Raw genomic sequence first — 13,367 nt, forward strand, 5'->3', positions numbered from 1 at the left:
GGGGTCAGGCCGGCCGGATGTTGTGGTTGAAGCGGAAGACGTTGTCCGGGTCGTACTGCCGTTTCAGGGCGCCCAGCCGCTGCATGTTCTCGCTGCCGAGGCCGGAGACCACCCGGTCCGTTCCCTCGTTCCCGGTGAAGTTCAGGTACACCGCTCCGGTGCTCCAGGGCGCGGCGTCGGACCGGACGTCCTTGACCCACTGCCGGCACCGCTCGTCGTCGGCCGCGTCCGCCCACACCCCGAACGGGTGGACCGCCCAGGGCGCGCCGCGGTACGGCACCGGATAGTCGGCCGGGCCGGAGGCTATGGCGCCGCCCTGCGGGAAGACCAGGTGCTGGGTGCCGGTCGGGACGGGCATCGACCCGGCGCGGGCGCAGAAGACGTCGACGAAGGCGTCGGGCAGCCCGGTGAGGTACTCCGCCGACCAGTAGTTCCGCATGCCGGGCGGGTCGTCGATCATGCACTGGAGGTCGGCGTACGGGATGGCGGTGACGATCTCGGACTCGTGCGGGATCGCCAGCAGCGGCTGCGCCAGCTTGCGCATCTCGTCCTCCGGGCCCGCGTACGTCAGCAGCACCCCGGCCAGCAACCGGCCGACCAGGTGCGGCGGTACGAACTCCTCGGGCGGCCCGGTGATGTAGAGGGCGGCGCCGGAGGCCTCCGGAGGCGCGGCCTCGATCAGGTCCCGGTAGGCGCGGACCGCTTCGGGCCCGCGTTCGGGCAGGTAGAGCAGGAACGCGATCGACATGTGCGGCAGTTCGTGCAGGCGCAGCGTCAGCGACGTGGCGATGCCGAAGTTCCCGCCGCCGCCGTGCAGCCCCCAGAACAGCTCGGGGTGGTCCTCCGAGGTCGCGTGGACCAGCTCGCCCTCGGCGGTGACCAGGTCCACGCCGAGCAGGTTGTCGACGGCCAGGCCGAAGGCGCGGTCCAGCCAGCCGGTGCCGCCGCCCAGGACGAAGCCGCCGACCCCGGTCGTGGAGGCCCGGCCGCCGGTCGTCGCGAGACCGTACGGCTGGCAGGCACGGTCCAGGTGGCTCATGGTGGCGCCGCCCTCGACGTGCGCGGCCAAGGCCGCCGGGTGGACCGTCACCTCGTGCATGCGCCGCAGGTCCACCACGAGTCCGCCGTCGTTGAGGGCCATCCCGGCGACGCTGTGCCCGCCCCCGCGCACGGCGATGTGCAGGTCCAGCTCCCTCGCGAAGCGCACCGCGGTGACCACGTCCTCCGCGCTCTCGCACTGGGCGATGACGGCGGGCCTGCGGTCGATCATCGCGTTGAAGACGGTCCGGGCCTCGTCGTAGCCCGGATCCTCCGGGGCGAACACCTCACCGGACAGATCCTCGCGGAGCGCGGTCAGGGCCGCGCCCGCCTTCGAGAGGGGAGCCATGGCTGCCCCCTTCCAACGGACGGAGGGCGAAAGACCCTTCCAGCCTAGGCCCTGTCGTCAAAGTTGCACCTGGCCCGCGGCGCCCGGCACCGCACCTCGCCGCGTTGTCGGGGCGCCCAAGTACGTCCAGTACTCGGGCGCCCCTCCGCCTTGCGATGCACGGCACCGGACACCGCGGGCCTGACCGGCGCCACTTTGACGACAGGACCTAGTGATCTGGTTCGGAGATGCGTGAGCAGTAGCGGCAGATCCGGTCGAGTATCTGGTCGGCGGTCTTGGTCCACTTGAAGGGCCGGGCGTCGTCGTTCCAGACCTTGATCCAGCCTTCGAGTGCGGTTTTGAGGTCGTCGAGTGAGCAGAACACTCCGCGCTCCAGGCAGCGCCGTTCCAGCTCGGCGAACCACCGCTCGACCTGGTTGATCCACGACGAGTACGTGGGGGTGAAGTGGAGCTGGAACCGGGGGTGCGCCAGAAGCCACCTGTGCACCACCGGCGCCTTGTGGGCGGAGAGATTGTCGCAGATCACGTGGACCGCCAGGCCCTTGTCGGTCTGGCGGTCGATCTCGTCGAGGAAGTCCCGGAAGTCCACTGCCCGGTGCTGCGCGGACAGTTTCGTGATCACTTTGCCCGTCGCGGTGTTCAGGGCGGCGAACAGGTCGACGGTGCCGTGCCGGACGTAGTCGAAACTGCGCCGCTCGGGCACCCCCGGGATCATGGGCAGCACCGGCGCGGTCCGCTGAAGGGCCTGGATCTGCGGTTTCTCGTCCACCGCGTTCGCCGGCGGAGCGAGATACAGGCCGACGACGTCGCGGATCTTCTCGATCAAGAACGGGTCCGGGGAGATCTTGAAGGTCTCGGTCCGCCACGGCTGGAGGCCGAAGGCATGCCAGATCCGCAGCACACTGGCTGGCGAGATGCCCACGGCCTTGGCCAGTTCCCGCTTGGACCAGTGCGTCCCGCCAGGAGGGGTTTCCTCCAGGGTGCGGACCACCACCTCTTCCACCTGGGCGTCGGTGATGGTCCGCGGGACCCCGGGCCGCGGTTCGTCCGCGAGTCCATCGAGCCGGTCTCGCAGGAACCGGGCCCGCCACTTCGCCACGGTGCCGCGGTTCACTCCCAGCCGGGCGGCCACCGCCAGGTTCGGCCCACCCTCCGCGCACGCCAGCACGATCCTCGCCCGCAGGGCCAGACCCTGCGCGGTCGCCCGGCGCTTGACCCAGTTGCTCAACACCTGCCGCTCGGCCTCACTGAGGACCAGCGGCTCCAGCCTGCTGTCACCCACAACCCACAGCACACCGAAGCCGGCCAGCGCCCGTCAGCCAAACCCGCGAATTGGTACGCAAAGCGACTCACGTGGTGCCGAATCAACTCACGACCAGATCACTAGGCCCGGCGGATCACCGGGGCACGGCGAGCCCGCGCCCCGGCGTGGGCCGCCCCGTGGGCACCCCCCGCCGGGCGCGGCCGGGCGCGTCAGCCGCCGTACGCCCCGCTCGCGGTCAGCCGCAGCGCCGTGTCGATCAGCGGGACGTGGCTGAACGCCTGAGGGAAGTTGCCCACCTGCCGCTGGAGCCGCGGATCCCATTCCTCCGCCAGCAGGCCCAGGTCGTTGCGCAGCGCCAGCAGCCGCTCGAACAGCCGCCGCGCCTCGTCCACCCGGCCGATCATCGCCAGGTCGTCGGCCATCCAGAACGAGCAGGCGAGGAAGGCGCCCTCGTCGCCCTCCAGGCCGTCGACACCGGCCTCCTCGCCCGCCGTCGGGTAGCGCAGGATGAAACCGTCGGGCGTGGACAGCTCGCGCTGGATCGCCTCGATGGTGCCGATGACCCGCTTGTCGTCCGGCGGCAGGAAGCCCATCTGCGGGATCAGCAGCAGGGAGGCGTCCAGTTCCTTCGACCCGTACGACTGGGTGAAGGTGTTGCGCTCCTTGTCGTAGCCCTTCTCGCACACGTCCTGGTGGATCTCGTCGCGCAGTTCCCGCCAGCGCTCCAGCGGGCCGTCCGCGTCCCCGCTCTCGATCAGCTTGATCGTGCGGTCGACGGCCACCCAGGCCATGACCTTGGAGTGCACGAAGTGCCGGCGCGGGCCGCGGACCTCCCAGATGCCCTCGTCCGGCTCCGACCAGTGCGTCTCCAGGTAGCGGATCAGCTTGAGCTGGAGGACGGAGGCGTAGTCGCTGCGGGCCAGACCCGTCATGTGGCCCAGGTGCAGGGCCTCGGTGACCTCGCCGTACACGTCCAGCTGGAGCTGGCCGGCGGCGCCGTTGCCGACGCGCACCGGGCGGGAGCCCTCGTAGCCGGGCAGCCAGTCCAGCTCGGTCTCGCCGAGCTCCCGTTCGCCCGCGATCCCGTACATGATCTGCAGGTTCTCCGGGTCGCCGGCGACCGCGCGCAGCAGCCACTCGCGCCAGGCGCGGGCCTCCTCGCGGTAGCCGGTGCGCAGCAGCGAGGAGAGGGTGATGGCCGCGTCCCGCAGCCAGGTGTAGCGGTAGTCCCAGTTGCGGACGCCGCCGATCTCCTCCGGCAGGGACGTCGTCGGCGCGGCGACGATCCCGCCCGTGGGGCCGTACGTGAGGGCCTTGAGGGTGATCAGGGAGCGTACCACCGCCTCCCGGTAGGGCCCGTGGTACGTGCACTGCCCGACCCACTCGCGCCAGAACTCGGCGGTCGACTCCAGGGCCGCCTCGGCGTCCGGCGCCTCGGGCGCCCCGCGGTGCGAGGCCTGCCAGCTGATGCTGAAGGCGACCCGGTCGCCGGGCCCGACGGTGAAGTCCGAGTACGTCGTCAGGTCCTTGCCGTACGTCTCGGCGTCCGTGTCGAGCCAGACCGAGTCGGGACCGGCCACGGCGACGGTGCGCCCGTCGACCTTGTGCACCCACGGCACGACCCGGCCGTAGCTGAAGCGCATCCGCAGGCTGGAGCGCATGGGGACGCGCCCGCTGACGCCCTCCACGATGCGGATCAGCTGCGGCGCGTGGTGCTCGCGCGGCGGCATGAAGTCGATGACGCGGATGGTGCCCCGGGGGGTGTCCCACTCGGACTCCAGCACCAGCGAATCACCGCGGTAGCGGCGGCGGGTGGCAGGCGGGGCCCCGGCGCCGGCCGGGTGCGCCGGCCCGATCCGCCAGAACCCGTGATCCTCGGTGCCGAGAATGCTCGCGAACACGGCATGGGAGTCGAAGCGGGGCAGGCACAGCCAGTCCACCGCCCCGTCCCGGCAGACCAGCGCGGCGGTCTGCATGTCCCCGATCAGTGCGTAATCCTCGATGCGCCCGGACACGTGCATCTCCAGTCGAACGGCCACGTCCGCCCCGAAGGGCGCTTGCAATGCGCGTTTGCGCGGTCTCCTGTGTGCAGGGACCTCCGCGTGAGCCCATGATTCCGTATATCGGCTCGGTTAGGCCGTCCGACGGACTGCCCGGCGGTGATGTGTGCAATATCCGAGCAGGATATGACGGCACCCTAGTGATCTTCTCCAGGCCGCGGGGAATGCCGTTCGGCCGAACGGGTGAGCGGCGGGCTCCGCGCCCCGGCGCACTTCGGCGCTCTGCTACGAGCCGTCGACGGCGCGTGGCCGGAGGCGGACCGGCCCCGGCGCTGATAGGCTGGTACCCCGTGGACCGGTGGTCTGCCTGTGCGAATCAGGGGCCCCGAAACCGCAGCTTCGGCGCCCCCTGAGACCCTTCCGGATCGACGGTGGCCGGCGCCGGACGCACCTCACCTCGCGACCACGGGAGCCCCCTCTTGGCGATGCCGCCCAAATCCATGACGACCAAGCACATCTTCGTCACCGGGGGTGTCGCTTCCTCCCTCGGCAAGGGCCTGACGGCCTCCAGCCTGGGGGCGCTCCTGAAGGCGCGCGGTCTGCGGGTCACGATGCAGAAGCTCGACCCGTACCTGAACGTCGACCCGGGCACGATGAACCCGTTCCAGCACGGCGAGGTGTTCGTCACCAACGACGGCGCCGAGACCGACCTGGACATCGGCCACTACGAGCGCTTCCTCGACGTCGACCTCGACGGCTCGGCCAACGTCACCACCGGCCAGGTCTACAACACGGTCATCGCCAAGGAGCGGCGCGGCGAGTACCTCGGTGACACCGTGCAGGTCATCCCGCACATCACCAACGAGATCAAGCACCGCATCCGCCGCATGGCGACCGATGACGTCGACGTCGTCATCACCGAGGTCGGCGGCACCGTCGGCGACATCGAGTCGCTGCCGTTCCTGGAGACCGTCCGCCAGGTCCGCCACGAGGTCGGCCGCGACAACGTCTTCGTCGTGCACATCTCGCTGCTGCCCTACATCGGCCCCTCCGGCGAGCTGAAGACCAAGCCCACCCAGCACTCCGTCGCCGCCCTGCGCAACATCGGCATCCAGCCCGACGCCATCGTGCTGCGCGCCGACCGCGACGTCCCCACCTCGATCAAGCGCAAGATCTCGCTGATGTGCGACGTGGACGAGGCGGCCGTGGTCGCGGCCATCGACGCCAAGTCGATCTACGACATCCCGAAGGTCCTGCACACCGAGGGCCTGGACGCCTACGTCGTGCGCAAGCTCGACCTGCCCTTCCGCGACGTCGACTGGACCGTCTGGGAGGACCTCCTGGACCGCGTCCACAACCCCGACCACGAGGTCAAGGTCGCGCTCGTCGGCAAGTACATCGACCTGCCCGACGCCTACCTGTCGGTGACCGAGGCGCTGCGCGCCGGCGGCTTCGCCAACAAGGCCCGCGTCCAGATCAAGTGGGTCACCTCCGACGACTGCAAGACCCCGGCCGGCGCCGCGGCCCAGCTGTCCGACGTGGACGCGATCTGCGTGCCCGGCGGGTTCGGCGACCGCGGCGTGAACGGCAAGGTCGGCGCGATCACCTACGCCCGCGAGAACCGGATCCCGCTGCTCGGCCTGTGCCTCGGCCTGCAGTGCGTGGTCATCGAGGCCGCGCGGAACCTGGCGGGCATCGAGGACGCCAACTCCACCGAGTTCGACGCCTCCACCCCGCACCCGGTCATCTCGACCATGGAGGAGCAGCTGGCCTTCGTCGAGGGCGCGGGCGACCTGGGCGGCACCATGCGCCTGGGCATGTACCCGGCGAAGCTCGCCGAGGGGTCCATCGTGCGCGAGGTCTACGGCGACGAGGCGTACGTGGACGAGCGCCACCGCCACCGCTACGAGGTCAACAACGCCTACCGCGGCGAGCTCGAGAAGAAGGCGGGCCTGGTCTTCTCCGGCACCTCCCCGGACAACAAGCTCGTCGAGTACGTCGAGTACCCGCGCGAGGTCCACCCCTACCTGGTGGCCACGCAGGCCCACCCGGAGCTGCGCTCGCGCCCGACGCGCCCGCACCCGCTGTTCGCGGGTCTGGTCAAGGCGGCCGTGGAGCGGCAGCAGTCCGCGAAGTGAGCGCCTGACCGCATAACGTAGACGGCCGGGGTACGGAAGATCCGTACCCCGGCTGTCGCGCGTTGTGGAGGGCTTCGGGGCATGAACATCAAGGACACGTCGGAAACCTGGGAGACCCTGTCGACCCGGCGGCCGTTCCAGGGCGCGAAGACGGCGGTGGACTCCGACGAGGTCCGGATGCCGGACGGCTCCACCGCCCGCCGCGACTACCAGGTGCACCCCGGCTCCGTCTGCGTGCTCGCGCTGGACGAGCGGGGGCGGGTGCTCGTCCTCAGCCAGTACCGGCACCCGGTGCGCCGGCGGCTGTGGGAGCTGCCGGCCGGCCTGCTGGACGTGCCCGGGGAGAACCCGCTGCTCGGCGCGCAGCGCGAGCTCTACGAGGAGGCGCACGTCAAGGCGGAGGACTGGCGGGTGCTCGTCGACTTCTACGCCTCACCGGGCGGGTCGGACGAGGCGATCCGGGTCTTCCTCGCCCGCGGTGTCTCGGAGGCGGACGGCGAACGCTACGCCGAGACGGGCTCGGAGGAGGCGGACATGGAGGTCGCCTGGGTGCCGCTGGCCGAGCTGGTGCGCGGGATCCTGGCGGGCGAGCTCGGCAACCCGGGCCTGGTGACCGGGGTGCTGGCACTGTCGGCCGCACTGGCCTCCGAGGGCGGCGTCGACGCCCTGCGCCCGGCCCTCGCGCCGTGGCCGGCCCGGCCGTACGAGGCGTAGCGGGGGCGCCCCGCCCGCGGTTGCCCCCGCGGCGCCGCCTTGGGGGCACCGCCCCGCCGCGGCCTCCGTCCCGGACGGAGGTTTCCGGCCCCGCCGCCGCGGGGCGGCGAGCCGGGGCGGCGCGAACCGGCCGCACCGGGCCGCCCGCCGCGCAGGCCGGCCCTTCCCGCTCGGGACACAGGGGGGTTCAACGACCGCCCGCACGGCAGCCGGCACGAACCATCGGTGCCGCCGGCGGCGGAAGCCGCCGCCGCTCGCGGGGGAAACCGCCCCCGCCCAGGGCGGGCGGAAAAGCCGACCATCCGCTGATCCGATTGGGGGATTTACCCGCCGCGCTCCACACGGGCCGTCGCTCTGCGTGAACTACGCTCGCAATCCGAAGGCAGGGAGAGGAGCGGATCCGTGACGGATTTCGTCGGGCGGCGGCGTGAGCTCAAGGAGCTGCGCGAGGACATCGCGCGGACCGGGCTCGACACCCTCTCGGGCCGCAAGGCCAAGGCCCCCCGGGCGCGGGTGCTGCTCGTCGCCGGACGCCCGGGCTCCGGCCGCACCGCCCTCGCCGAGACGCTCGTCCGCGAGGTCGCCGACCAGTACCCCGACGGCGTGCTGCGCACCCGGCTCACCACCCCGGGCGGGCAGACCGTGGCGACCGAGCGGGTCCTGCGCGGCCTGCTGGTGGCACTGGGCCGGCCCACCCCGCCCGGCGCCGCCGAGGACGAGCTCAGCTCCGCCCTGCGCACCGCCCTGAAGGACCGGCGCGCCATCGTCCTGATCGACGACGCGGCCGACCCGCACCAGGTCGACGCCCTGCTCCCGGACACCCCCGACTGCCTCGTCGTGGTGACCGCCGAGGGCCCGCTCACCGGCATCCCCGACGTGCGTCCCTGCACCCTGGGCGGACTGGACACCGTCTCCGCGGTCGGGATGCTCGCCCGCCGCATCGGCGACACCCGCGTCACCACCGACCCGCGGGCCGCCGAGACCCTCGCCGAGGCCTGCGGGGGCCAGCCCGCCGCCCTCGAACTCGTCGGCGGCTGGCTCGCGGCCCGCCCCAAGGCCGCCGTCGCCGACGTGGCCAAGCAGCTCCACGACATGCCCGCCGGCTCCGGCGGGCCGCTGGGCCGCGCCTTCCGGCTCGTCTACGACTCCCTGCCACAGCCCGCCCAGCGGACCCTGCGGTTGCTGCCGCTGGCCCCCGCCGGCCTCGTCGACTCGCACACCGCCTCCGCGCTGGCCGGCTGCTCCGTGGCCGCCGCCCAGTCCACGCTGGACGACTTCGCCGGGCTGGGACTGGTCCGGCACGCCCCCGACGGCCTGTTCCTGCTGCCCGGCTGCCTCGCACCGATGCTCCAGGCCCTGCTGGAGACCAAGGAGCGCCCCGCCGAGGTCCAGCTGGCCCGCGCCCGGATGCTGGAGCGCACCGTCCGGCTCCTGCACTCCTGCCGGGCCATGGCGGCCGCCGAGGGCGACGACCTCGACGCCGACCTCCAGGAGCTGATGGACGGCCTCCCGCGCGCCCTGCGGTTCCCCGACCGGCGGGCCGCCGCCGTCTGGCTGGACACCCGCCTGCCGGCCCTCTCCGCGGCCGCGTCCCTCGCGGTGGCCGACGGCGAGCTGGACACCCTCGCCCGCCGGCTCGTCGCGGCCCTCGTCCGCGCGCTCGCGGACCACCGCGGCACCGCCGAGGCCGCCCCCGAGCTGTACGGCCTGCACCGCCTGGTCCTCGACGTGGCCGAGCGCCGCGACCTGCACCGGGAACAGGCCGCCGCACTGCTGAACCTGGCCGACCTGGACGCCGAGACCGGCCGCACCCAGGAGGCCCTGGAGCGCTACCGGGCCGCTCTGGACGCCGGGCGGGCCGCGAACGACCCGTACGCGACGGGCCGCGCGATGGAATCCGTAGGCGGTGCCTACCAGGAGCTGGCCGACTGGCACCGGGCCGCCGACTGGTTCGGCCGGGCGCTCGCCCAGGCCCTCTCGCGGGGGGAGCGCGCGGACGAGGCCCGGCTGTACGGACGGCTCGGCAACGTCCACACGTACGCGGGCCGGTACGGGGACGCGCTGCGCAGCTGGCGGGCGGCCGCCGCGGGCTACCGGAAACTGGCCGATGTCCCGGGACAGGCCAAGGCGTTGAGCGAGATGGCGCGGGTCCAGGAGTACGCCGGCCGGCCCGAGGAATCCCTGCACACCTGCCGCGAGGCGGTGGAGCTGGCGCGCAGGGCCGGCGACCAGCGGCTTCAGGCCGCGCTGCAGGTCCGGCTGGCCGACACGCTGGACCGGCTCGGGGACCCCGCGGCGGCCCGGCTGCACCGCTCCGCCGCAGACAGATTGCTGGGAGATGACCCCGCAGCCTGCGAAATCCGCAGTGGATCCGACTGAGATTATTGGTTTGCAAGGCTAGACAGCGCGTCGTCCTTCATTAAACTGGGTTCACCACGTCATCTCGTGGTGCATCCCGTTGCGCACTCTTGTGGGCGGGTATGTATGGAAGTGCCCCGTTATTTCCCCCTGAGTCAAGGACCGTGATCGACGATGAAGGTCGGCATCCCCCGCGAGGTCAAGAACAACGAGTTCCGGGTCGCCATCACGCCCGCCGGCGTGCATGAGCTGGTCCGCAACGGCCACCAGGTCTTCATCGAGCAGAACGCCGGCGTCGGCTCCTCGATCACGGACGCCGAGTACGTCTCGGCCGGCGCCGAGATCCTCGGCACCGCCGACGAGGTCTGGGCCATCGCCGACCTGCTGCTCAAGGTCAAGGAGCCGATCGCGGAGGAGTACCACCGCCTCCGCAAGGACCAGACGCTCTTCACGTACCTGCACCTCGCGGCCTCCCGCGAGTGCACGGACGCCCTCCTGGAGTCCGGCACCACCGCCATCGCGTACGAGACGGTCGAGCTCGCCAACCGCGCCCTCCCGCTGCTCGCCCCGATGTCCGAGGTCGCGGGCCGCCTGGCCCCGCAGGTCGGCGCCTACCACCTGATGCGCTCGGCCGGCGGCCGCGGCGTCCTCCCGGGCGGTGTCCCCGGCACCCACGCCGGCGAGTGCGTCGTCATCGGCGGCGGCGTCTCCGGCTGGAACGCCGCGCAGATCGCCATCGGCATGGGCTTCCACGTGACCCTGCTCGACCGCGACATCAACAAGCTCCGCGAGGCCGACAAGATCTTCGGCACGAAGATCAAGACGATCGTCTCCAACGCCTACGAGCTGGAGAAGGCCGTCGTCGAGGCCGACCTCGTCATCGGCGCCGTCCTGATCCCGGGTGCGAAGGCCCCGAAGCTGGTCACCAACGAGCTCGTCGCCAAGATGAAGCCGGGAAGTGTACTTGTCGACATCGCGATCGACCAGGGCGGCTGCTTCGAGGACTCCCGTCCGACCACCCACGCCGAGCCGACCTTCCAGGTCCACAACTCGGTCTTCTACTGCGTCGCCAACATGCCGGGCGCGGTGCCGAACACCTCCACCTACGCGCTGACCAACGCCACGCTGCCCTACATCGTGCAGCTCGCGAACCTCGGCTGGGCCGAGGCGCTGCGCCGTGACCACGCGCTCGCGCTGGGCCTCAACACCCATGACGGCCAGGTCGTTTACGGTCCGGTCGCCGAGGCCCACGGCCTGGAGACCCTGGAGCTCAGCACCCTGCTCGGCTGACACGTCAACGACTGACGTCAATCTCACGTATCCGGCCGGACCTTGCCCGCAAGGTCCGGCCGGACGCGTATGCGCGGCGGGCCGGGATCCGGCTCAACTCGCCTCGAACGTAACCCTTTAACCCTTTCGCGCACCCGCGAAACTTCGCAGCGACAGCTCGGACGCCCTTGACAGAGTGGTGTTCGGTTGCCGACACATCGTGCCGGGTCCGGCGGATTGTGTTGCCGCTGAGTGGTGACACGCCATAGAGTCGCCAACCGTCGGCATGGTGCCACGCTGACCTATCGATAAGTGTCCTGGTCACGTCCGAGGAGGTAAGACGACTTGTGAATGAGTCGACATTTACTCCTGGGGGTGGTGGAGCAGGAGTCCCTGAGCGGGGCCAGAGTCCTGCCGGACTCGAAGCTGTCGGCTCCGTCGCAGTACGCACCTTCGCAAACCACCAGCACATGACGACGCCCCAAAAGAGCATGGACGGCCTAGACGTGAACTCCAGGGCCGGCGACCTGAGCGGCGATACGCCCACGGGATTCGCCGACTACGACAAGGTGCCCGAGGGGCACTTCTACGACCCCGACGCGGAGTACGAACCGGACCCCGAGTACGCGGCCACCCTCGCCCCCGACGCTGCCCGTCAGCGCCGTGAGCGGATCGGCCCGACCGGACGCCCGCTTCCGTACTTCCCGATCCCGGGTCCGCTGACCGACCACGGTCCGGCGAAGATCATCGCGATGTGCAACCAGAAGGGCGGCGTGGGCAAGACCACGTCGACCATCAATCTGGGTGCGGCGCTCGCCGAGTACGGGCGCCGCGTGCTGCTCGTCGACTTCGACCCGCAGGGCGCGCTGTCCGTGGGACTCGGCGTGAACCCGATGGAGCTCGACCTGACGGTCTACAACCTGCTCATGGAGCGGGGCATGTCGGCCGACGAGGTGCTGCTCAAGACGGCGGTCCCCAACATGGACCTGCTGCCGAGCAACATCGACCTGTCCGCTGCGGAAGTGCAGTTGGTCAGCGAGGTCGCGCGCGAGTCCACCCTGCAGCGGGCCCTCAAGCCCCTGATGGCCGACTACGACTACATCGTGATCGACTGTCAGCCCTCGCTCGGTCTGCTGACCGTGAACGCCCTGACGGCGGCTCACAAGGTCATCGTCCCGCTGGAGTGCGAGTTCTTCGCGCTGCGCGGCGTGGCGCTGCTGACCGAGACCATCGAGAAGGTGCAGGAGCGGCTCAACCCCGAGCTGGAGCTCGACGGGATCCTCGCCACCATGTACGACTCCCGTACGGTGCACAGCCGCGAAGTGCTGGCGCGCGTCGTCGAGGCCTTCGACGACCACGTCTACCACACGGTCATCGGCCGGACGGTGCGCTTCCCGGAGACCACGGTCGCCGGCGAGCCGATCACGACGTACGCCTCCAACTCCGTCGGCGCCGCCGCCTACCGCCAGCTCGCCAGGGAGGTGCTCGCCCGGTGTCACGCCGAGTGAGTCTGCCCGGAGCCGACGAACTGTTCCGTACGACGGGTGGGATGGCGCTCCAGTCGTCCTCGCCGCGCCGCGGGGCCGAGGAGGCGCCCGCCGCGGAACACTCGGCCGCTCCGGCCGGGGGCACGACGGGAGAGGGCCGCAGCCGGGAGGCTGAGGCCGGTACGGATGCGGTCGGCCCCGTGGTGGGGCAGCCGAGGCGACCGCAGGAAGGTTCTGTCAGCCCGGTCGGGCCGACCGCCGGGGCGGCCTCCGCCCCGGCCGGCGCGACCCGGCGGGGCAAGGGGCAGGGCCGCGGCGCGAACCGGCGGCCCAGCGGCCGCGAGCGGCACGACGAGAAGATCACGGTCTACGTCTCCGCCGAGGAACTGATGGACCTGGAGCACGCGCGGCTGGTGCTGCGCGGCGAACACGGCCTGGCCGTCGACCGCGGCCGCATCGTCCGCGAGGCGGTGGCGGTCGTCCTGGCCGACCTGGAGTCGCGCGGCGACGCCAGCATCCTGGTCCGCCGCCTCCGCGGCCGCTGACCGCCTGCCGGCCGCTCCGCGGCGCCGCCGATCCGGACCGGTCCGCCGGGTGAGCCCGACGCTCCGCCGAAGGCCGCCGACCCGCCGTCGGCGGCCTTTCGGCTTCGCGGCCCGCCGTGCCCCCTGCGCGCCCTCCCTCACGCCTTGGGGTGTGTCGTGCCGGCACGCCGAGCTCGCGGGGTCCGGCGCCGCGCCCTGCCGCTTC

9 protein-coding genes are annotated in these 13,367 nt (G+C 71.7%); 6 read left to right on the forward strand and 3 right to left on the reverse strand.

Features of this window, described 5'->3' with window-relative positions:
* Nucleotides 1–4: 4 nt before the first annotated feature.
* The 3 genes from AC2RP6_RS29750 to AC2RP6_RS29760 all read right to left on the reverse strand — a co-directional run bounded on the left by AC2RP6_RS29750 (nt 5) and on the right by AC2RP6_RS29760 (nt 4,672).
* Nucleotides 5–1,387 carry an FAD-binding protein gene (locus AC2RP6_RS29750; RefSeq protein WP_486448965.1) on the reverse strand — a complete coding sequence of 461 codons (1,383 nt, stop codon included), beginning with the start codon at nt 1,385–1,387 and terminating at the stop codon, nt 5–7.
* Nucleotides 1,388–1,595: 208 nt separating this feature from the next.
* Nucleotides 1,596–2,669 carry an IS630 family transposase gene (locus tag AC2RP6_RS29755; protein WP_486448966.1) on the reverse strand — a complete coding sequence of 358 codons (1,074 nt, stop codon included), beginning with the start codon at nt 2,667–2,669 and terminating at the stop codon, nt 1,596–1,598.
* A gap of 191 nt (nt 2,670–2,860) precedes the next feature.
* The gene (locus AC2RP6_RS29760; protein ID WP_486450497.1) at nt 2,861–4,672 is read right to left on the reverse strand and encodes a glycoside hydrolase family 15 protein; all 1,812 of its coding nucleotides are present in this window, start codon (nt 4,670–4,672) and stop codon (nt 2,861–2,863) included.
* A 464-nt stretch (nt 4,673–5,136) separates the two neighbouring features.
* Here AC2RP6_RS29760 and pyrG point away from each other — a divergent pair, with 464 nt between their 5' ends.
* From pyrG to AC2RP6_RS29790, 6 genes are all read left to right on the forward strand, one after another.
* A complete protein-coding gene (gene pyrG, locus AC2RP6_RS29765; protein ID WP_351001513.1) occupies nt 5,137–6,789 on the forward strand; it encodes a CTP synthase in 1,653 nt (550 codons plus the stop codon).
* An 81-nt stretch (nt 6,790–6,870) separates the two neighbouring features.
* A complete protein-coding gene (locus tag AC2RP6_RS29770; protein ID WP_486448967.1) occupies nt 6,871–7,503 on the forward strand; it encodes an NUDIX domain-containing protein in 633 nt (210 codons plus the stop codon).
* 402 nt (nt 7,504–7,905) lie between these two features.
* Nucleotides 7,906–9,882, forward strand: coding sequence for a tetratricopeptide repeat protein (locus AC2RP6_RS29775; protein WP_486448968.1), 1,977 nt, complete (start codon nt 7,906–7,908; stop codon nt 9,880–9,882).
* A gap of 153 nt (nt 9,883–10,035) precedes the next feature.
* A complete protein-coding gene (ald, locus tag AC2RP6_RS29780; protein WP_486448969.1) occupies nt 10,036–11,151 on the forward strand; it encodes an alanine dehydrogenase in 1,116 nt (371 codons plus the stop codon).
* 326 nt (nt 11,152–11,477) lie between these two features.
* Complete coding sequence (locus tag AC2RP6_RS29785; RefSeq protein ID WP_486448970.1) at nt 11,478–12,638, forward strand: ParA family protein; 1,161 nt, start codon at nt 11,478–11,480, stop codon at nt 12,636–12,638.
* Nucleotides 12,623–13,162 (forward strand): hypothetical protein, encoded by a 540-nt coding sequence (locus tag AC2RP6_RS29790; protein ID WP_486448971.1) that lies wholly within the window; start codon nt 12,623–12,625, stop codon nt 13,160–13,162. The genes AC2RP6_RS29785 and AC2RP6_RS29790 overlap by 16 nt, the downstream gene beginning before the upstream one ends.
* The last annotated feature ends 205 nt before the right edge of the window (nt 13,163–13,367 follow it).

Source organism: Streptomyces sp. WAC03905 (genome assembly GCF_057371075.1).